Origin of the sequence: Isoptericola sp. NPDC060257 (assembly GCF_042726645.1) — a bacterium.
Classification (GTDB): Bacteria; Actinomycetota; Actinomycetes; order Actinomycetales; family Cellulomonadaceae; genus Isoptericola; species Isoptericola nanjingensis.
This window is the reverse complement of record NZ_JBHXAW010000046.1, coordinates 1-20518: the sequence shown is the minus strand read 5'-3', so window position 1 is coordinate 20518 and position 20518 is coordinate 1. Positions and strand designations below refer to the sequence as shown.

16 protein-coding genes are annotated in these 20518 nt (G+C 76.6%); 4 read left to right on the top strand and 12 right to left on the bottom strand.

Annotation, left to right across the window (positions count from 1 at the left end; all coding sequences use genetic code 11):
• Window positions 1-135 precede the first annotated feature (135 nt).
• The 5 genes from ACFWEK_RS06115 to ACFWEK_RS06095 all read right to left on the bottom strand — a co-directional run bounded on the left by ACFWEK_RS06115 (window position 136) and on the right by ACFWEK_RS06095 (window position 5390).
• Window positions 136-762: a regulatory protein RecX gene (locus tag ACFWEK_RS06115; RefSeq protein WP_430553456.1), complete on the bottom strand. Its 627-nt coding sequence runs from the start codon at window positions 760-762 to the stop codon at window positions 136-138.
• A 76-nt stretch (window positions 763-838) separates the two neighbouring features.
• The gene (gene recA / locus ACFWEK_RS06110) at window positions 839-1957 is read right to left on the bottom strand and encodes a recombinase RecA (RefSeq protein WP_429762224.1); all 1119 of its coding nucleotides are present in this window, start codon (window positions 1955-1957) and stop codon (window positions 839-841) included.
• Between the two features lie 158 nt (window positions 1958-2115).
• Entirely contained in the window at window positions 2116-3054 is a 939-nt protein-coding gene (locus ACFWEK_RS06105) for an MBL fold metallo-hydrolase (RefSeq protein ID WP_430553455.1), read from the bottom strand.
• Window positions 3051-5093, bottom strand: coding sequence for an alkaline phosphatase family protein (locus ACFWEK_RS06100; protein WP_430553454.1), 2043 nt, complete (start codon window positions 5091-5093; stop codon window positions 3051-3053). The genes ACFWEK_RS06105 and ACFWEK_RS06100 overlap by 4 nt, the downstream gene beginning before the upstream one ends.
• Window positions 5094-5156: 63 nt before the next feature.
• Window positions 5157-5390, bottom strand: a complete 234-nt coding sequence (locus tag ACFWEK_RS06095; protein WP_429728478.1) for a DUF3046 domain-containing protein — start codon at window positions 5388-5390, stop codon at window positions 5157-5159.
• A 112-nt stretch (window positions 5391-5502) separates the two neighbouring features.
• On the opposite strand from ACFWEK_RS06095, the gene ACFWEK_RS06090 reads away from it, so the two are divergent.
• Window positions 5503-10590: a DEAD/DEAH box helicase gene (locus tag ACFWEK_RS06090; protein WP_430553453.1), complete on the top strand. Its 5088-nt coding sequence runs from the start codon at window positions 5503-5505 to the stop codon at window positions 10588-10590.
• A 14-nt stretch (window positions 10591-10604) separates the two neighbouring features.
• Window positions 10605-11408, top strand: coding sequence for a DNA-formamidopyrimidine glycosylase family protein (locus tag ACFWEK_RS06085; protein WP_430553452.1), 804 nt, complete (start codon window positions 10605-10607; stop codon window positions 11406-11408).
• Window positions 11409-11495: 87 nt separating this feature from the next.
• Here the strand turns inward: ACFWEK_RS06085 and ACFWEK_RS06080 are convergent, their stop codons facing one another.
• From ACFWEK_RS06080 to pgsA, 3 genes are all read right to left on the bottom strand, one after another.
• Window positions 11496-11840, bottom strand: a complete 345-nt coding sequence (locus tag ACFWEK_RS06080; protein WP_430547327.1) for a helix-turn-helix domain-containing protein — start codon at window positions 11838-11840, stop codon at window positions 11496-11498.
• A 246-nt stretch (window positions 11841-12086) separates the two neighbouring features.
• Window positions 12087-12620 carry a CinA family protein gene (locus tag ACFWEK_RS06075; RefSeq protein WP_430553451.1) on the bottom strand — a complete coding sequence of 178 codons (534 nt, stop codon included), beginning with the start codon at window positions 12618-12620 and terminating at the stop codon, window positions 12087-12089.
• Window positions 12617-13219, bottom strand: coding sequence for a CDP-diacylglycerol--glycerol-3-phosphate 3-phosphatidyltransferase (gene pgsA, locus ACFWEK_RS06070; protein WP_430553450.1), 603 nt, complete (start codon window positions 13217-13219; stop codon window positions 12617-12619). Before pgsA ends, ACFWEK_RS06075 begins: the two co-directional genes overlap by 4 nt.
• 74 nt (window positions 13220-13293) lie before the next feature.
• On the opposite strand from pgsA, the gene ACFWEK_RS06065 reads away from it, so the two are divergent.
• Window positions 13294-14589 carry a CapA family protein gene (locus ACFWEK_RS06065; RefSeq protein WP_430547324.1) on the top strand — a complete coding sequence of 432 codons (1296 nt, stop codon included), beginning with the start codon at window positions 13294-13296 and terminating at the stop codon, window positions 14587-14589.
• Between the two features lie 31 nt (window positions 14590-14620).
• Here ACFWEK_RS06065 and ACFWEK_RS06060 read toward each other — a convergent pair whose 3' ends face one another.
• Together ACFWEK_RS06060 and ACFWEK_RS06055 are read right to left on the bottom strand one after the other, a co-directional pair.
• Window positions 14621-17434, bottom strand: a complete 2814-nt coding sequence (locus ACFWEK_RS06060; RefSeq protein WP_430547323.1) for a DNA translocase FtsK 4TM domain-containing protein — start codon at window positions 17432-17434, stop codon at window positions 14621-14623.
• Window positions 17435-17511: 77 nt separating this feature from the next.
• The gene (locus ACFWEK_RS06055) at window positions 17512-17925 is read right to left on the bottom strand and encodes a hypothetical protein (protein ID WP_430553449.1); all 414 of its coding nucleotides are present in this window, start codon (window positions 17923-17925) and stop codon (window positions 17512-17514) included.
• Between the two features lie 92 nt (window positions 17926-18017).
• On the opposite strand from ACFWEK_RS06055, the gene ACFWEK_RS06050 reads away from it, so the two are divergent.
• Window positions 18018-18599 (top strand): TetR/AcrR family transcriptional regulator, encoded by a 582-nt coding sequence (locus ACFWEK_RS06050; protein WP_430547321.1) that lies wholly within the window; start codon window positions 18018-18020, stop codon window positions 18597-18599.
• A gap of 22 nt (window positions 18600-18621) precedes the next feature.
• Here ACFWEK_RS06050 and add read toward each other — a convergent pair whose 3' ends face one another.
• Window positions 18622-19665 (bottom strand): adenosine deaminase, encoded by a 1044-nt coding sequence (gene add, locus ACFWEK_RS06045; protein WP_430553448.1) that lies wholly within the window; start codon window positions 19663-19665, stop codon window positions 18622-18624.
• 31 nt (window positions 19666-19696) lie between these two features.
• Window positions 19697-20476, bottom strand: coding sequence for a DUF4328 domain-containing protein (locus tag ACFWEK_RS06040; RefSeq protein WP_430553447.1), 780 nt, complete (start codon window positions 20474-20476; stop codon window positions 19697-19699).
• Window positions 20477-20518 lie beyond the last annotated feature (42 nt).

Below are 20518 nucleotides of genomic sequence, written 5' to 3'. Positions count from 1 at the left end.
CGCTTCTCGCGTCCGGGGGCATCCGTCGTCCTAGGGGCGTGCGAGGAGATCCGGTCCTGCGGGCGGAGATCCATGACGGGCGTGGACATGAAGGCGACGGCACCGGGGGCGGGGAGCCCGCTGGCAGCGCGCGAATCAGTCCATCACGCCGGGGTAGTCGTCCTCGAGGCCGTCCTCGCCCTCCTCCGTGAGGGCGTCGCGCACGACGCCGAAGGAGACGCCCGGCGCGTAGCCCTTGCGCCCGAGCGCCCCGACGGCGCGGCGGACGCGCACGTCGCGCTCCAGCCCGCGGGTGCGTGCCACGTGCTTGCGGGCCAGGGCCAGAGCGGCCGCGCGCTCGTCGTCGGGGTCCACCTGCTCGAGCGCGTCGGCGGCCGTCTCCTCGGTGATGCCGCGGCGGCGCAGCTCCATCGCCAGCGCGCGCCGCGAGAGCCCCCGCTCGGCGTGCCGCGTGCGCACGAGCATGTCGGCGTAGGCGGCGTCGTCGACCAGACCCACCTCGTCGAACCGGTCCAGCACCGGCCCCACGACCGCCTCCGGGTAACCCTTGCGGGCGAGCGACTGTTCCAGCTCCGCGCGACTCTTCGGGGCCGCCGTGAGGATGCGCAGCAGCGTCTCGCGCGCCTTCTCCGTGGCGTCCTCGAGCGACAGCTCGCCGGCCTCGAGCCGCTCGGCCACCGTGCGACGGCGCTGCCGCCCGCGCGCGGCGCCGTCCGCGTCGCCCTCCGAGCCGGCATGGCGGCGGCCGCGACGCTTCCCCACGCCGCGACCGCCCGGGGCAGTATCCCCCGACGTCACGAGACCCCTCCTCCGTCGACGGCGACGAGCGCGGCGCCTGTCAGAACGGCGCCTTCTTGCCCTTGGCGCCCGCCTTGGCGGTCGGTGCCGGGTCGACGCTCAGCCCCGTGGCGGAACCCGCGGCGCCCGTGGCCGGAGCCTCCGCCGCGGGGGCGTCCAGCTTGGCGCCGACACCGAGCTTCTCCTTGATGCGCTTCTCGATCTCGTTCGCCAGGTCGGGGTTGTCCTTCAGGAAGGCCCGGGCGTTCTCCTTGCCCTGGCCCAGCTGGTCGCCCTCGTAGGTGAACCACGAGCCGGACTTGCGCACGAACCCGTGCTCCACGCCCATGTCGATGAGCCCGCCCTCGCGGGAGATGCCCACGCCGTACAGGATGTCGAACTCCGCCTGCTTGAACGGCGGCGCCATCTTGTTCTTGACGACCTTGACGCGGGTCCGGTTGCCGACCGCGTCCGTGCCGTCCTTGAGGGTCTCGATGCGGCGGATGTCCATGCGCACCGAGGCGTAGAACTTCAGGGCCTTGCCGCCGGTGGTGGTCTCCGGCGAGCCGAAGAACACGCCGATCTTCTCGCGGAGCTGGTTGATGAAGATCGCCGTGGTGCCCGACGCGCTCAGCGCACCGGTGATCTTGCGCAGCGCCTGCGACATCAGGCGGGCCTGGAGGCCGACGTGGCTGTCGCCCATCTCGCCCTCGATCTCGGCCTTCGGCACGAGCGCCGCGACCGAGTCGATGACGATGATGTCCAGCGCGCCGGAGCGGATCAGCATGTCCGTGATCTCCAGGGCCTGCTCGCCGGTGTCCGGCTGCGAGACCAGCAGGGCGTCCGTGTCGACGCCGAGCTTCTTGGCGTACTCCGGGTCGAGCGCGTGCTCGGCGTCGACGAACGCCGCGATGCCGCCGGCCCGCTGGGCGCTGGCGACGGCGTGCAGCGCGACGGTCGTCTTGCCGGAGGACTCCGGCCCGTAGACCTCCACGACACGCCCGCGCGGGAGGCCGCCGATGCCGAGCGCGATGTCGAGCGCGATCGAGCCGGTGGGGATGACCTCGACGGGCGCGCGACCCTCGTCGCCGAGGCGCATGACCGAGCCCTTGCCGAAGCTGCGGTCGATCTGGGCGAGCGCGGCCTCGAGTGCCTTCTCGCGGTCTGCCGTTGCGGGCATGTCGGTCACCTTTGCGTTCTGGGCGCGGCGGCTGCGCGCCGGCGTTCGTGGCTGCGTGCTCATGTTGTCGTCGACCGTACGTGCCGCCACCGACACGGTCGGGGCGGTCCGTCGCGGCTGTGGAGGACGACGTCCGAGGACCCTCCTGGGGGCAGACTCTACCCGAACACGTGTTCGAGGACGTCGTCGCCCCCGGGCGTGTCGCGCCACGTCCCGCCGGGCCGCAGGACCACCACGCGCACGTCCGGCGCCGCCCGGCGGCAGGCCGCCGCGAAGGCCTCACCCGCGTGGTCCATCCACCCGCGCGGCACGTGCTGCCCGCCCGGCACGTGCAGGGTGCCCCAGTGCACCGGGACCGCCACGCGCGGCCGGACCTCGGCGCACACCTCGGCGGCACCGCGGGGGCCGAGGTGGCCGCCCGACAGCCGCGGGCCCCAGCCGGACACGGGCACGAGAGCCACGTCCACGCGCCCGCCGGCCAGCTCCCGCACGCGCCCCACGCCCGGGTGGTGCTCGGTGTCCCCCACGGCCCACACCGTCGCTCCGCGCCCGCGCACCAGGTGCCCGCTCGCGGCGTTCGGCCGGTGCGGCATCGGCCGGTCGCCGTGCACCGCGGCGGTCAGGCGCACCTGCACGCCCGCGACGTCGTGCCAGCGGCCTTGCTCCGGGGCGGGCTGGGGGGCTGGGTGGGAGGCATGGTGCGAGGCGTGATGCGCGACGTCGTGGCCCGGCGGGTGCCCGGCGGGGGGCGGCAGGTCGAGGCCGACGCCGCGCAGGCCCTTGCCGCGCAGCCAGCGGGCGTTCGCCGGTGCCGTGAGCACCGGCACGTCCCCGAGCAGCCGCAGCGAGCCCAGCTCGGCGTGGTCGTGGTGCAGGTGCGACAGCAGGGCGGCGTCCGCGCCGCGCCAGGCGTCCGCGTCCGGACGCCCGCCGCGACGCCGCAGGAGGCCCGCGTGCCGCCGCAGCAGCGGGTCCGTCACGAGCCGGGCGGTGCCGCCGCCCGCGCGCGGGACGTCGAGGACGACGGTCGAGTGCCCGAGCCACGTCACCCGGAGCCCCGACCCGTCGGCGCCGCGCCCGCCCGGCGCCCCGCTCACGAGGCCTCCCGCAGGCCGAGCGCGGCGAGCCAGGCGACGAGCCGGCGGTGCACCGCCTCCGCACCCACCAGCACGCGGGCACCGTCCACGTCTTCGCGCTCGTCGTCGGGCACGACGAGGTCGGCGGGGTGCAGCAGCAGCGCCTCGCCCTGCGCGCCGCCGAGCCCGCCGTGCGAGCCCACCAGCCCCTCGAGCGCGTGCACCCGGCCCATCGGGCCGACCGAGGACACGACCACGAGGTCGCCGGCGTCCTCCAGCCCGGCGACGCGCAGGAGGTCGGCACGCGCCCGCGACCCGTAGCCGACCAGGGGGTCCCGACCGGTCACGCGGCCGGTCGCCAGGTCGTGGGAGCCGAGCCGCCCGCGCGCCACCGGCCCCTGCGCGCCGTGGACCACGACGAAGCCCACGGCGGGCGACTCGACCAGGCCGGGCACGAGCGCGGGCCAACGCGCCGCGACCTCCGCGGCCGACAGCCGGCGCGGCTCGCGGCAGAACCACACCATCCCGAGGTTGCCCGAGCCGATCACCTCGACCTCGGGCAGGCTCGTCCGGCCGGTGTCGCGGTCCGGCCCGACCAGGAGCCGGCCGTCACCGTCGTCGTCCCGCCGCAGCGCGTGCAGCGCGGTGTTGGCCGGGCCCCACGCCTCGCCGTCCGTCCGGCCGCCCGGCGCCGGGGCGGGGATCGCCATGAGTCGGTGCACCTCGTCGGCGAACGACCGTCCCACCACCTGCTCGAAGGTCGCCCCCAGCGACTGCCCGTGGTCCGACACGACCACCGTGCGATACCGGCGCGGGGCGCCGCGCACGATCTCCTCCCACAGCCCGACGACCCGGTCGAGCCCTTCCAGCGCACGCAGCGCCTCCGGCCGCAGCGGGCCGGCGTGGTGCGCGATCTCGTCGTAGTCGACGAGGTCCACGCACACCACGGGCGCGCCGCGCACGAGCTGCTCCGCCACGAGCGAGGTGTTGAGGTCGCGCAGCAGCACGTTGGTCACCGCCCGCAGCACCGGGTACCAGCCGCGACGCGCCACCCGGGGACGCACCCCGCGCACCACCTGCTGCCACCCCTGGTACACCTCCTTGAGCGCCTCCCCGACGGTCCCGACCACCGCCCGCACCAGCACGAACGGGCTCGAGAAGAAGCGGACGAACAGCTGGCCGGGGCCGAGCCCTTCCGTCGCGCGGCTCATCACGAGCAGGCTGGTCGGGGCGTCGCCGGAGAACATCGTCGACACCGCCACCCCGCCGTCGGCGAGCAGCCCACGGCCGTCGGAGGCGGACCGCTCCACCTCGGCGGCGTCCGCCGGCCGGTTCGTCACCACCAGTCGCCCGAGCCGCCGCGACCACCATCGGAACGCCGGCACCGCGTCGGTGGTGCCGTGCAGCAGGCCCAGGGTGCTGGCCGGGGTGGTGCACGGGACGCGGGCCCACCACGACTCGAGCCGATGGCTGCCCGACCCGAGCCAGCGCTCCATCGTGGGCACGAGCCCGGCCTCCAGGGCGTGGTCGAGCGTCGGCCGGGCCACGCCGTCGAGCATCACGACGAGCACGCCCGGGGGCCGGTCGTCCGCACCGCCGCCGTCGCGGGCGGCCCGGCGCGGGAGCCCGGCGCGGCGCCGGGCCCGGCGCAGCAGGTCGCCGACCACGTACGCGTTGTCCCGCACCCCGACCACCCAGTGCCCGCACGCCATCACCAGCGCGGCGACGAGGAGCACGGCGAGGACGTCCGCCCACGAGTCGCTCGACACGCCCGGGAGGAACGTCAGCGCGGCCCAGACGACCGCCACCTGCGCCGCCAGGCCGAGCAGGAGCGCCACGACGGCCCCGCCGGCGCGCGCGAGGCGACGCAGCGGCGCCCGCAGCAGCGCGTCGCCGAGCCCCACGACGAGCGCCGCGAGCAGCACGTCCCACGGTGCGGTGACCCGCACGCCGTCGACCAGCGCGATCGCGACCCCGAGCCCCGCGGCCGTGGAGACCAGGGACCAGAGGGCGGCGCGGACGTCCGCCACCGTCACGAGCGGGGGACGGTGGCGGCGCATGGCGCCATGATGCACCGCCTGCCCGACGTCGGCCCGAGCGGCGGGCGGTCGGCGCGCGGGCGGTCAGCGCGCGGGCGGCGCCTGGCGGCGGTCGTCGCGGCCCCAGCGCTCCGCGTCGGGGACGTCGAGCGCGTCGCACAGCGCGTGCCAGACGTCGCGGGGCTCCAGCCCGGCCTCGAGCGCCTCGGCCGGGGTCCGGCCGTCGAGGCGCGGCAGGACCTGCTCGCGCACGAGGGCACGCCCGTAGGCGGGCCCGAAGACCTCGTCGACCAGCTCGGCGAACTCGCGATAGCGCACGCCCCCAGCCTCGCACGGCCGGGAGCACGGTCGGGACGCCGGGCGCCGCGGACGCCGGGGCGACCTCCGGCCCGCCCTGCGGGCTGTCGGTGCTCCCTGCCAGGATGGCGAGGTGGTCGTCCCCCCGTCCGGCGTTCCCGCCGACCCTGCCGTCGCGCACGACGGCGTCCTCGCGCGGTTCGGCCCCGCGACGCGTGCCTGGTTCACCGGGGCGTTCGCCGCGCCGACCGCGGCGCAGGCCGGGGCGTGGGACGCGATCAGCTCCGACCGGCACGCGCTCGTCGTCGCGCCGACCGGGTCCGGCAAGACCCTCGCGGCGTTCCTCTGGGCCATCGACCGCCTCACGACCACGCCACCGCCGGAGCGGGCGCGCCGCTGCCGGGTGCTGTACGTCTCCCCGCTCAAGGCGCTCGCCGCCGACGTGCAGCGCAACCTGCGCTCCCCGCTGGCCGGCATCCGGCAGGCCGCCGCACGCGAGGGGCTCACGGTCGAGGAGGTGACCGTCGGCGCGCGCACGGGCGACACCCCCGCCTCCGAGCGCCGCGCGTTCGCCACCCGGCCGCCGGACGTGCTGGTCACCACCCCCGAGTCGCTGTTCCTCGTCCTCACCTCACAGGCGCGCGCGGGCCTCGCCGGCGTCGAGACCGTGGTCCTGGACGAGATCCACGCGGTGGCGGGCACCAAGCGCGGCGCCCACCTGGCGCTGAGCCTCGAGCGGCTGGACGCGCTCCTCGACCGGCCCGCGCAGCGGGTCGGCCTGTCCGCGACGGTCCGCCCCGTGGAGACGGTGGCCGAGTTCCTCGCCGGGCACCGCACCCCGGACGACGGCGGCCGGGAGGTCGTCGTCGTGCAGCCCGAGTCCACCAAGAAGTGGGACATCGACGTCGTCGTGCCGGTGCCCGACCTCGCCGACCTCGACTCGGGCGGTGTGCCCGACCCGACCGCGCCCGCGCCCGCGGCGGCGCCGTCCGCGGCCGGGCTCGGCGACGAGGAGCTGGAGCTCACCGGCGACGCCGCGTCGCCGCTGCGCCGCGCGTCCGTGTGGCCGCACGTCGAGGAGCGGGTCGTGGACCTCGTCGCCGAGCACCGCTCGACGCTGGTGTTCACCAACTCGCGCCGCGGCGCCGAGCGGCTGACCGCTCGGGTGAACGAGATCTGGGCGGAGCGCTCCGGGGTCGACCTGCCGGAGGCGGGCACGCAGTGGCCCGCGCAGACGCAGGGGCAGTCGGGGGCGTCGGTCGGGCTGCCCGCCCCCGACGGCGGGGGGCCGGACGTGCTCGCGCGCGCCCACCACGGCTCCATGAGCCGGGTCGAGCGCACCCGCACCGAGTCCGACCTCAAGGCGGGCCGCCTGCCGGCCGTGGTCGCGACGTCGTCCCTCGAGCTCGGCATCGACATGGGCGCCGTGGACCTCGTCGTGCAGGTCGGTGCGCCGCCGTCCGTCGCGAGCGGGCTGCAGCGCATCGGGCGCGCCGGCCACCAGGTGGGCGCGGTGTCGCACGGCGTCGTCTTCCCGACGTTCCGCGGCGACCTGGTGCCCGCGACCGTCGTGGCCCAGCGCATGCGCGCGGGCGAGATCGAGCACCTGCACGTCCCCGCCAACCCGTTGGACGTGCTCGCCCAGCAGGTGGTGGCGGCGCTCGCGACGGACGACTGGCAGGCCGACGACCTCCTCGCCGCGTTCCGCCGGGCGCACCCGTTCCGCTCGCTCGGCGACGCGACCTGGCGGGCCGTGCTCGACATGCTCGCCGGCCGCTACCCGAGCGAGGAGTTCGCCGAGCTGCGCGCCCGCATCGTCTGGGACCGCGCCACCGGCCGCCTGTCCGGGCGCCCCGGCGCCCTGCGGCTCGCCGCGACCAGCGGCGGCACCATCCCCGACCGCGGGCTCTACGGCGTCTACCTCGCCACGGAGGCGCCGGCCTCGGGCGCGCCGGCGGACGGCGGCGGCACGGCCGACCGGCCCCGCGGCGGGAAGCGCGTGGGCGAGCTGGACGAGGAGATGGTCTACGAGTCGCGCGTGGGCGACACGTTCACCCTCGGCTCGTCGACCTGGCGCATCGAGGAGATCACGCCCGACCGCGTCCTGGTGACCCCCGCACCCGGGCTCCCCGGGCGCCTGCCCTTCTGGAAGGGCGACTCCCCCGGCCGTCCCGTCGAGCTGGGGCGCGCGGTGGGCGCGTTCGTCCGCGAGACCGACGCGCTGCTCGCCGACGACGAGGAGCGCGGCACCGGGCGCGGCCGGGAGGTGCTGCGCGACGCCGGGCTCGACACCTGGGCGGCGGACAACCTCGCCGCGTACCTGGGCGAGCAGCGCCGCGCGACGGGGCGGCTGCCCGACGACCGCACCGTGGTCGTGGAACGGTTCCGCGACGAGCTCGGTGACTGGCGCGTCGTGATCCACTCCCCCTTCGGGGCGCCGGTGCACGCGCCGTGGGCGCTGGTCGTCGCCGCGCGCCTGCGGGCGCGGTACGGCACCGACGTCGCGGCCATGCACGCCGACGACGGGATCGTGCTGCGGCTCCCCGACGCCGGTGACTCCGGCTGGGACCTGGGCGGACCGGGCTGGGGCTCCGGGCCGGACGGCGCCGGGCCGGACGGGGCGGCGCGCGGCGACGCCCCCGCGGTCACGGCCGAGGACCTGCTCGTCGACCCGGACGAGGTGCTCGACGCGGTGCGCGAGGAGCTCGGCGGCTCGGTGATGTTCGCGGCGCGCTTCCGCGAGGCCGCCGCGCGGGCGCTGCTCCTGCCGCGGCGGCGTCCCGACCGGCGGCAGCCGCTGTGGCAGCAGCGGCAGCGGGCGTCACAGCTGCTGCAGGTCGCGTCGCAGTTCCCGGACTTCCCGATCATGCTCGAGGCCGCCCGCGAGTGCCTGCGCGACGACTTCGACGTCACGGCGCTCACGGACCTCATGCGCGACCTGCAGGGCGGCCGGGTGCGCCTGGTCGAGGTGACCACCTCCACGCCGTCCCCGTTCGCGCAGGCGCTGCTGTTCGGCTACACCGCCCAGTTCCTGTACGACGGCGACGCGCCGCTCGCGGAGCGGCGGGCGGCCGCACTGTCCCTGGACCCGGACCTGCTCACGGAGCTGCTCGGCGAGCAGGGCGCCACCCCGCTCGCGGACCTCCTCGACCCGGGCGCCGTGGAGCGCACCGAGGCGGAGCTCCAGGCGCTGGCGCCCGCGCGGCAGGCGCGCGACGCGGAGGGGCTGTGGGACGTGCTGCGCCGCACCGGGCCGCACCCCGCGTCCGCGCTGCGGGCCCGGACCCGCGAGGACTCCCGCGACCTCGTCGACGCGTGGCTGGCCGACCTGGAGGGCACGCGCCGCGTCCTCCGGGTGCGGGTCGGCGGCCGCCCGGGCGACGATGCCGACGCCGAGCAGTGGGCCGTCGTGGAGGACGCCGGCCGGCTGCGCGACGCGCTCGGCGTCGCCCTGCCCGTGGGCGTGCCCGAGACGTTCACCGAGCCGGTGCCCGACCCCCTCGGCGACCTCGTCCGCCGCCACGCCAGGACGCACGGTCCGTTCCCCGCCGTGGACGTCGCGCGCCGGTTCGGGCTCGGCATCGCGGTCGTGGCCCAGGTGCTGGCCCGGCTGGAGGCGTCGGGCGCGGTCGCGCGCGGGGCGCTGCGGCCTTCCTCGCTGGGCGGCACGGGCGACGAGTGGTGCGACCCGGAGGTGCTGCGCACGCTGCGGCGCCGGTCGCTCGCCGCGCTGCGCGCCGAGGTGGAGCCGGTGGAGCCGGAGTCGCTCGGGGTCTTCCTCCCGCGCTGGCACGGGATCGGGGTGCGGGTGGGCGGCGCCGGGTCCGGAGGCGGGACGCTGCGCGGCGCGGACGGCGTGCTGCGCGCCGTGGAGCAGCTCTCGGGGGCCGCGGTGCCGGCGTCGGCGCTCGAGACGCTCGTCCTGCCCGCCCGCGTCTCCGACTACTCCCCCGCGGTGCTCGACGAGCTCACCACCGCGGGCGAGGTGCTGTGGTGCGGGCACGGCCGGCTCCCGGGGTCGGGCGGCGGCGACGGCATGGTGAGCCTGCACCTGGCCGACGGCGCCCCGCTCACCCTGCGCGACCCGGACGCCGTGGACGAGGGCGGGCCGCTCGACAGCGACCTGCACCGGGCCGTGCTCGACCTGCTCACCGGCTCGGGCGGGTACTTCCTGCCTCGCCTCGCGGAGCTCGCGGACGCGAGCCAGGCCGGCACGCTCGACGCGTTGTGGGACCTGGTGTGGGCGGGCTGGGTGACGAACGACCGCCTGGGTCCGCTGCGTGAGTCGCTCGGCGGCTCCACCCGGCGCGGGACCAGGCACGGCGGCGGCGCGCACCGCGCTCCCGCGGCTCCCGGGCGGGCCCGCCCCGTGCGGCCGTCCCGCTTCGGGCTCGCCCGCCCGACGTCGGCGGCCGCCGTGCCGCGGACCGGCGGCGGCCGCTGGTCGGCGCTGCCGCCCGTGGAGCAGGACCCGACCGTGCGCGCCCACGCCCTCACCCAGGTGCTGCTGGAGCGGCATGGCGTCCTGACCCGCGCGGCGGCGCCCGCGGAGGGGGTGACCTCCCGCTTCCGCGACGTGTACCGGGTGCTCCGGGTGCTCGAGGAGCGCGGGGCCGTGCGGCGCGGCTACTTCGTCGAGGGCCTGGGCGGCTCGCAGTTCGCGCTGCCCGGAGCGGTCGACCAGCTGCGGACGGACGCCGCCGACCGCGCCCGGGCCCGGGACGCCCTCGTCGAGGGCGACGGCGCGGGCCCCGCCAGCATCGGCGACCGGGCCGAGCCGGGCGCCGTCCTCCTCGCCGCGACCGACCCGGCCAACCCGTACGGCGCCGCGGTCGCCTGGCCGCGCACGGCGACCCCGCGCACCGGGTCGTCCGGGGCCCGGGCCTCGGACGGCGGGGACGACGCCGCCGGTGCGCACCGTCCGGGGCGCAAGGCCGGCGCGGTCGTCGTGCTGGTCGACGGCGAGCTGGTGCTGTTCGTCGAGCGCGGCGGGCGCACGGTGCTGTCCTTCGGCCGCGGCGACGCGGGCGACGGCCCCCGCCTCGCCGCTGCGGCCCGGCTGCTCGTGACGGAGACGCGCGCCGACCGGCTCGGGCGCGTCACCGTGCAGCGCGTCGACGGCGTCCCCGCGCTCACCGCCGCCCGCGACCGGACCCCGGCCGCGGCCGCGCTGCTCGACGCCGGCTTCGGCGTGACGCCGCGCGGCCTGCGCCCGGCCTGACCCCAGGAGGCGACGTGCCCGAGGGAGACGTGCTGCGGCTCACCGCCGGACGGCTCGGCGCCGCGCTGCGCGGCTCGCCCCTGGTGCGCGCCGAGCTCCGCTGGCCCTCCGCGGCGGGTGTGGACCTCGTCGGCGCCACGGTGCGCGAGTCGGTCGCGTACGGCAAGCACCTGCTCACCCGGTTCGACGACGGCCGCACCCTGCACACCCATCTGCGGATGGACGGCTACTGGCGGGTGCACCGCACGGGCGCCCGCGAGGCGAACGGCCGCTCCCCCGCCGTCCGCGCGGTCCTGGCGACGGAGACCTGGACGTGCCTCGGGTGGCACCTCGGCATGCTCGACGTCCTCCGCACCCGCGACGAGCCCCGCCTGCTGGGCCACCTCGGCCCGGACGTCCTCGGCGACGACTTCGCGGAGCGGCTCGACGAGGGCGCGGCCCGCCTCGTCACCGACCCCGATCGTCCGCTCTGCGCGGCCCTGCTCGACCAGCGCGGGGTGGCGGGCCTCGGCACCATCTGGACGGCCGAGTCGCTCTTCGCCACGCGCCGGTGGCCCTGGACCCCCGTCGGCTCCCTGGACGACGACGCGCGCCGCACCCTGCTGGTGACGGCCCGCCGGCTCATGGGGCGTAGCGTCGAGGTGGGCCGGCGCTCCGGGCTGGGGGCCGTGGAGCTCGCCGTGCACGGCCGCCACCACAAGCCGTGCCGCCGCTGCGGCACGCCCGTCGCCCTGGGCTCCACCGCCGGCCCCGGGCGGCGGCCCGACGCCGGCGAGCGAGCGATCTACTGGTGCCCGACCTGCCAGTCCGCGCCCTGAGCCTCCCGCCCCGGACGCACGAAGGTCCGGCCCCCGGGCGGTACCCGCGGGGCCGGACCTGTGCGTGGGAAGAGCTGTGGGCCCTGATCAGCCGACCGGTGCGAGGTCTCCTCGCATCGACTCGTCGCGCGACTCGCCGGCACGGCTGAGCAGCCCGGCGTAGACGTCCGCCGGGATCGTGTCGGGGATGTGCAGGCCCTCGGCGACCGCGATCCGGTCGCTGACCTCACGCAGCACGAGGGACATCGGTACGTCGAGCGCCTCGCAGATCGACGCCAGCAGCTCCGACGACGCCTCCTTCTGCCCGCGCTCGACCTCGCTCAGATATCCGAGCGAGACCCTCGCTGCGGACGACACCTCACGCAGGGTGCGCCCCTGGCGCTGCCGCGCGTCGCGCAGCACGTCGCCGATCTCACGTCGCAGTACGACCATCTCGCGCCCCCTCTCCGTGTCCGATCGTCCCGGCACCGGACCGGTCGTGACCGGGTTCCTCGTCCGTCCTGTCGTTCCCCTGGCTCCAGGGGTGGCACTACCGTACCGCGCGCGCGCCGTGCCCGGCCTGGTGTGGCGTGCATCGAGACGGGTTCGTGCCCTGTCGGTCATCACACCCTTCGCAACGCGGGCACCCGGGTGCTTGTTCCCGCGGTCACGACCCGCGACAGGCTCGTCACGCACCCTTCACAGGCCGCCGTCCTGCCCGTCGTCCGGCACGACGTCGTCCGCGGCCGACGCGTCGCCCCAGGCCTCGAGCGCCAGCGCCAGGACGGCCCGCACCACCCCCGCCCGCACCTGGGCGCGGGTGCCGGCGAGATCGAGTCGGAGCACCCGGTCGCCCGCGGGCGTGCTCACGGCGACATAGGCCTCGCCCGGCGGGTGGCCGTCCTGCGGGTCGGGCCCCGCGACCCCGGTCGTCGCGAGCCCGACGTCGGCGCTCAGCACCCGGCGCACGCCCGACGCCATCTGCCCGGCGACCGCGGGGTCCACGGGGCCCCGGAGCGCCAGGAGGTCCGGGTCGACGCCCAGCACCGCGGCCTTGAGGTCGGTCGCGTAGGCGACGACGCCGCCCCGCACGACGGCGGACGCCCCGGGCACGTCGACGAGGGTCGCCACCACCAGCCCGCCGGTGAGGGACTCCGCGGCGGCCAGCGTCCAGCCGCGGGCGTGCGCGCCGTCGAGCACGGCGCGCGCGAGCCTCCCCGACGGCGTCGTCATGCGGCGGGCCGGGGCCCGGGCTCACGACGCCCGGCGGCGAGAAGGCGCGCGCCCTGCACGAAGTAGTCGACGCCCGTCACGACGGTCACCGCGATCGCGGCCCACAGCACGATCCACGCCACGACGTGCACGGCACCGGGGAGCGCCGCCAGGGGCAGCAGGAAGAGCGTGATCGCGACGGCCTGCAGCACCGTCTTCAGCTTGCCGCCCCGCGACGCCGGCATCACGGCGTACCGCAGCACCACCATCCGCAGCACGGTGACGGCGAGCTCGCGCGCGAGGATGACCGTCGGCACCCACCACGGCAGCTCGCCCAGCGGCCAGCAGAGCAGGATCAGGGCGGCGCCCACGAGGGCCTTGTCCGCGATGGGGTCGAGGATCTTGCCGAGGTCGGTCACGAGGTTGCGCGACCGGGCCAGGTAGCCGTCGACGCGGTCGCTCACGGCGGCGACCACGAACACGCCCGTCGCCACGAGCCGCCAGGTGATCGAGTCCCCGCCCTCCATGAGCAACGCCCAGGCGAACACGGGCACCAGCGCGATGCGCACGAGGGTCACCGCGTTGGCGACGTTCCAGGGCGAGGGCGCTTCGTTGACCACCGGCCCACCCTATCGGGGCGACGGGCGTCGGACGCCCGCGGGCCGGTGGGCCGCGCGGGCAGTACTCTCCTCGCGTGCCGCGCCACGCGTCCGACGACGGACGACCCTCACGACGACGTCTCGTCGCCCTGGCCGCGCTGTGCGGTACCGCCCTCGGCGTCGGCGGGGTGCTCGCCGTCGGACCGCTCGGGGGCGCGGAGCCCTCGCCCCCCTCCGGCGCGGGCGCGTCGTCGACGGGCGCGTCTCCCGACAGCCCGTCCCCGACCCCGAGCCCGACTCCCCGGCCGGTCGAGTTCACGCTGCTCGCCGCGGGCGACCTGCTCACGCACAACCCGGTCGTCAGGTCCGCCGGCGGGCCGCAGGATCCCGACTTCACGCCCCTGCTCGCCGGGCTGGACGCCTGGGTGGAGGGCGCCGACCTGGCCCTGTGCCACCTGGAGGTCCCGGTGGCGCCGAAGGGCACGGACCCCAGCGGCTACCCCCTGTTCGGCGCGCCCCCGGGCCTGGTGCGGGACCTCGACGAGCAGGGCTGGGACGGCTGCTCGACGGCCTCCAACCACTCCGTCGACCGGGGCTACGACGGCGTCACCGCCACGATCCGGCGCCTGGCCGACGCCGGGATGGGGTTCGCGGGGACGGCCCGCAGCGCGGCGCAGCAGGACGAGCCGCAGCGGTACGTGCTGACCCGCGAGGACCGGGAGATCACGGTCGCGCACCTGGCCGCCGCCTACGGGCTCAACGGGCTGCCGATGCCCGCGGACGCGCCCTGGGCGGTCGACCTCATCGACGCCGACCGGCTCGTGCGGCAGGCCCGCCAGGCCCGCGAGGACGGCGCCGACGTCGTCGTCGTCAGCCTGCACGCCGGGGTCGAGTACACGGAGACGCTGACCGACCAGCAGGAGGACGTCGTACGACGGCTCGCGCGGTCCGGCGAGGTCGATCTCGTCATCGGGCACCACGCGCACGTCCCCCAGCGGATCGACCTCGTGGGCAAGGGCCCCGACGGCGAGGGGATGTGGGTCGCCTACGGCCTCGGCAACCTGCTGTCGAACCAGAGCGCGGCGTGCTGCGACGCGCGCACCAGCAACGGCGTGCTGCTCACGGCGACCCTGACCCAGGACACCCCGGACGACCCCACCCGCGTGACGGGGGTGACCTGGACCGGCACCACCGTGGACATCGGCGGCGGGCACGACGTGGTCGCGCTCCCCGACGTCCTCGACGATCCCGGCACCACGACCCTGTCCGCCGCGGAGCTCGAGGCCCGCGAGGACCGGGTCCGGGACGCGGTCGGCGACGTCGCCCGGGAACGACAGGAGCCGTCCGTCGCCACGGGCCCTCCGCCGGAGGTGCTCCCCCGCGACGACTGACCGGCGACCGGCGCGGAGCCTCCCGGGACGCTCAGCGCCAGCCGTTCTCCGGGTCGGTGTCGGCGTCGTCGTGGTAGTCCGTGGCCACGGGCGGGGCGTGCCCGTCGGTGCCGTCCGCGTACGGGTCCGAGGTGCCGCCGCCCGCGGACCCGCCGTCGGCGTCCTGGTCGTACGCCTGCGGCGTCTCGCCGCGGATGAGGGCGAGCGCGGACGGCAGGTCGTCCGGGGTCACCAGCACCTCGCGCGCCTTCGACCCCTCGGACGGGCCGACGATCTCGCGCGACTCGAGCAGGTCCATGAGTCGGCCCGCCTTGGCGAAGCCCACCCGCAGCTTGCGCTGCAGCATCGACGTGGAGCCGAACTGCGTGGTCACCACGAGCTCGGTGGCCTGGAGCAGCAGGTCGAGATCGTCGCCGATGTCCTCGTCCACCTGCTTCTTGGCCGCCGCGGGCGCGGTGACGTCCTCGCGGTAGACGGGCTTGAGCTGCGCCTTCACGTGCTCGACGACGGAGTGCACCTCGGACTCGGTGACCCAGGCGCCCTGCACGCGCATGGGCTTGGCCGCGCCCATGGGCAGGAAGAGGGCGTCACCCTGGCCGATGAGCTTCTCGGCGCCCGGCTGGTCGAGCACGACGCGCGAGTCGGCCAGCGACGACGTCGCGAACGCGAGCCGGGACGGCACGTTCGCCTTGATCAGGCCGGTGACGACGTCCACCGACGGGCGCTGCGTGGCGAGCACCAGGTGGATGCCGGCGGCGCGCGCGAGCTGGGTGATCCGCTGGATCGAGGCCTCGACGTCGCGCGGCGCCACCATCATGAGGTCCGCGAGCTCGTCCACCACGACCAGGAGGTACGGGTACGGCGCGATCTTGCGCTCCGAGCCCGGCAGCGGCTTCACCTTGCCCGCCCGGACGGCGGAGTTGAAGTCGTCCACGTGCTTGTAGCCGAACGTGGCGAGGTCGTCGTAGCGGGCGTCCATCTCGCGCACCACCCAGTCGAGAGCCTCGGCGGCCTTCTTGGGGCTGGTGATGATCGGCGTGATCAGGTGCGGGATGCCCTCGTAGATCGTCAGCTCGACGCGCTTCGGGTCGACGAGGACCAGGCGCACCTGCTCCGGCGTCGCCCGCATGAGGATCGAGGTGATGAGCGAGTTGATGAAGCTGGACTTGCCGGCGCCCGTCGCGCCGGCGACGAGGATGTGCGGCATCTTCGCGAGGTTCGCGACGACGTAGCCGCCCTCGACGTCCTTGCCCACGCCCATGACCATCGGGTGCTCGGTGCGGCGTGCCGCCGACGAGCGCAGCACGTCGCCGAGCACGACCGTCTCGCGGTCGGAGTTCGGGATCTCGATGCCGATCGCCGACTTGCCGGGGATGGGCGACAGGATGCGCACGTCCGCGCTCGCCACCGCGTACGCGATGTTGTTGGACAGCGACGTGATGCGCTCGACCTTGGTCTTCGCGCCGACCTCGACCTCGTACCGGGTGACCGTCGGCCCACGGGTGAAGCCCGTCACCTGCGCGTCGACGCCGAAGTCCTCGAAGACCTTCGTCAGCGACTCCACCACGCGGTCGTTCGCCGCGGACCGGGTCTTGTGCGGCGCGCCCTTGCCGAGCGACTCCTCGCTGGGCAGCAGGTAGACCGTGTCGCCGTCGAGCATGGGCTGCTCGGCGCGGCCCATCGGCGGCAGGTCGCTCGCGGGGGCCGGGGCGGGCTCGTCGGGCACGACGGCGGCGACGGCCTCGGTCGGCGCGGTCGCGGCAGCGCCGACCCTCGGTGCGGCCTTGCCGCGCGGGCCCTTCGCAGCCTTGGCGGCCGCGTCCTTCTCGAGCGTGGCGGCCTTCTCGAACGCCTCGTCCCCGGCGTACTCGTCGAGCCCGTCGGCCTCGGCCGCCTCGGCGGCCCGCTGCGCCTTCGTCTTGCGGGTGCGCTTCTTGCGCGGCGCCGGGTCGGTGCCGTCGTGCCGCGAGACGCCCTCGGCGAGCGCGAGCCCGTCGTCGTCCACGGCCTCGTCGGCCCGGTGGTTGCCGGTGAGGCGGTCGTACAGGCCCCGCAGCCGCTCGGGGATGCGGTGCACCGGCGTGGCCGTGACCACCAGGAGGCCGAAGAAGCCCAGGAGCAGGAAGAGCGGGACGGCGACCCATTCGGTCAGCCCGGTCACGACCGGCGTCGCGGCGAGGTAGCCGATGATGCCGCCGGCGTCCTGGAGCGCCTCGAAGCCGTCGCTCGGCGCGGGCGTGCCCTCCGCGATCGCGACGAGCGCGCACACCGACACGACGACGAAGATCAGGCCGATGGCGACGCGGGAGTTCGCCTGCCCCCGTTCGGGGTGCCGCATGACGCGGAACCCCAGCCACAGGAGCAGCACGGGGACGGCCACGCCGGCCAGTCCCACGGTGCCGGCGACGACGGCGTGCACGACGGTGCCGAAGGTGCCGGAGATGCCCCACCACTCCCGCGCGGCCACGACCAGCGCGAGGGCGATGAGGAAGAAGGCGACGCCGTCTCGGCGGTGCTCGGGTTCCAGGTCTCTTGCTCCCTTGGTGATGCTGCGGGTCAGGCCGCCGAGCCCGTGCGCGACGCCCAGGTACAGGCCGCGCACCGCCCGGACGGGCCAGGACGGCCCCGACCGTACCGGTCGTCGCGCCGGCGGCCTGCGCGTGCCGGTGCCCCGACCCGAGCTGCCGCCCGACCCCTTGCCCGACGAGCGGGTGGACGACGAGCGCCCGGAGGAGGACCGGGCGGGCGCACGCCGGGTCGGGGCGGCCACGGATGCGGTCCGCCCCGTTCGTGCCGTCCCCCGCGGAGTCCCGGTAATTCTGCGGGCGGGTGTCCGGGTCGCCATGATGCCCCCACGGTACCCGCGCCATGGGTCGCGACGCCGCAGGTCCAGGGCGCGTGTTGCCGGCCCCCGGGCGGGCCTCAGCCGGCTGTGAGAAGCCCCACGCCCAGCGTCACGACGCCGGCGGCGAGGACGACGGCGCCGGCGGGCAGCAGGAGGACGGCCCGGTTCGGCGACGTGCGTCCGGCCCCCGCGGCCGACAGGAAGAAGCCGGCGGGCAGGAGGATCGCGGCGACCAGCACGCCGGTCGCGGCGAGCCAGCGCCACCCTCCGGCGAGGTCCGTCGCCTCGGCGAGCACCACGCACAGCAGGCCCAGGATGACGAGGACCCCGGCGTGCGCGTGCCCCGCCCGGAAGAACGAGGTCTGGAACGGCGTGGCGGGCGCCCTCCCGGTGACCACCTTCACGAGGAACCAGCCGCCGGACTCGATGCCGACCACGGTCAGGAGGACGATGCCCGCCGTGATGCGGGCGGCGTCGGTGAGCTCGAGCACGGGATCCTCCGGCAGGACGAACGGACGAGGTTTATGAACATTGTTATAGAACACCGTTCGCAAACCTGCGTCAAGAGGTCTACGCTCACCGCATGGCCCGCCCCCGCCTGCACGACGACGCCCTGCGCACCCGCCTGCTGGAGGTCACCTCCGAGGCCCTCTCCACCGGGGGCGAGCACGCCGTGACCGTCCGGTCGGTCGCCGCCTCCGCCGGCACCAGCGCGTCCGCCGTGTACGCGCTGTTCGGCTCGCGCGAGGAGCTGCTCGCCGCCGTCAGCGCCGAGGGCTTCCGCCGGTTCGCCACGCATCTGGCCGCCGTCCCGCGCACCGACGACCCCGCAGCCGACCTGCGCGCCCTCGGCGTGGCGTACCGTCGCAGCGCGCTGGCCGACCCGCACTTCTACCGGACGATGTTCGACCGGGCCGTGCGCCCGGGCGCCGACGCCGCGCCCGCCGTCGAGCAGCCCACCTTCCGCGTGCTGCGCGACGCCGCCGCGCGCGTGCTCGGCGTCGGGCCCGACGACGCCGAGGCGGTCGCCGTCGGGCTGTGGGGGCTCGTGCACGGCCTGGTGTCGCTCGAGCTCGCCGGGCTGCTGCCGGGCGACGAGCCCGCCCGCGCCGCGCGCTACGAGGCCGCGGCGGGCGCCGTCGGGCCCGCCCTGCTCGCGCGCTGAGGAATGCCGGCCGGCGCGGCGCTCAGCCCGCCCGGCGCCACTCCTCGACGTCGGCCACGTGGCGCGCCACCGCCTCGGGAGCCAGGAAGGACCCGCGGAACGACGCCGCGGCGAGGTCGGCGCGCTGGTCCCGCGTGAGGTGGAACTGCGCGGTCACGGCGTCGTCGACCTCGTCGACGTAGCCGCCGAAGTACGACGGGTCGTCGGAGTTGAGCGACACGTTCAGCCCCGCCTCGAGCATCGCCGGCAGCGGGTGCTGGGCGAGGGACGGCACGGCGCGCAGCCGCACGTTGGAGACGGGGCAGACGGTGAGCGGGACCTGGTCGCGCACCAGCCGCGCCACCACGTCCGGGTCCTCGAGCGCGCGGATGCCGTGGTCCACCCGCTCCGCGCCGAGCAGGTCCAGCACCTCGGTCACGTGCCAGGCCGGGCCCTCCTCGGCGGCGTGCGCCGTGCGCCGCAGCCCGTGCGCGGCGGCCCTGGCGAACGCCGGCGCGAACGGGGCGGCCGAGAAACCGACCTCCGTGGACGCGAGCCCCACGCCGGCGACCGGGGCGTCGAGCGCCAGCAGGTCGTCGAGCAGCTCCTCCGCCTCCGGCGCGGGCCGGTGGCGCAGGAACGCCGCGATCAGCAGGCCGGAGACGCCGAGCTCCGCCTCGCCGTGCGCGAGGCCCTGCGTCACGCCCGCCACGACCTCCGCCAGGGGCACGCCCCGCGCGACGTGCGTCTGCAGGTCGACCATGAGCTCGGCGTGCCGCACCCCGCCCGCCGCGGCCCGCCGCAGGTAGGCGACCGTGAGGTCCGCGAAGTCGTCCGCCGTGCGGAGCACCTGCGACGTCGCGTGGTAGAGGTCGAGGAAGGACTGCAGGTCCGTGAACGCGTACGCCGTGCGCAGCGCGGCCGGGTCCGCGAACGGCAGGTCGATCCCGTTCCGGTCGGCGAGGGCGAACGCCAGCTCGGGCTCGAGGGTGCCCTCCAGGTGCAGGTGGAGCTCGGCGCGCGGGGGTCGCTGCGGGGTCGCCGCGAGCGGGTGGGACGACGCCGGGGTCGAGGGGGTCGGGGTCATGCCAGGCAGCGTACGGTGCCGCGTGCGCCGCTCAGGCGACCGGGGCGAGCCTGGCCCGCAGCCCCCCTGTGATCTCGCGCACCAGGCCGATCCAGAGGACGGCGCCCGCCACCACGGCCACGGTGGCGAGGCCCTCGAACACGGGGACCGTCTCCGGGTCGCGCGCGGCGAGGCCCAGGGACGAGAACGCCGCCTGGTTCGACGCCCACAGACCCACGAGCCAGCACGCCCACCACCAGCCGAGCCGGCTCGGCGTCCGGCCGCCCACCGCGGCGGCGCGCACGTCACGCACCACCTGGAACGGGAACCAGAGGGAGACGACGGGGACCGCCCACCCCAGCCAGACCCACACCGGCCCGCGCACCTGCCGGACCGCCGGGGACAGCACCATCGCGATGCGCCGGCACTGCTGGAGCCAGAGGCACGCGACGACGAACGCCGCGACCTGGAGCGGCAGGAGGAGGTTGCCGAGCTCGTCGTACGGCGTCGAGACCGACAGGAGCGACCCGCCCGCCGCGAGCGCCGCCTCGTAGGGCGCGACCGCCGGGAACGAGGCGGCCAGGAGCACCACCTGGACCACGGACCAGGCCACCGCCAGGGCGACGGTCGCCGTCGCGAGCCCCGTCGGGGTGGCCGGCGCGGGAGCCGGCGAGGCCCAGCCCACCGGGGCCGACGGTGCGGCGGCCGGCGGCGTGTACCCCGGCGGCGCGTAGGCACCGAACCGCGGCTGCGGCGCCGGCGCCGGCGCGGCCGGCGGGGCCACGGGTGGGGTGGCACCGGACGGCGGGGCGAACGGGTCGGGCTGGGTCATGGATACCTCCGGGACGGCGGCGGGGCCGCGCCAGCATAGTGG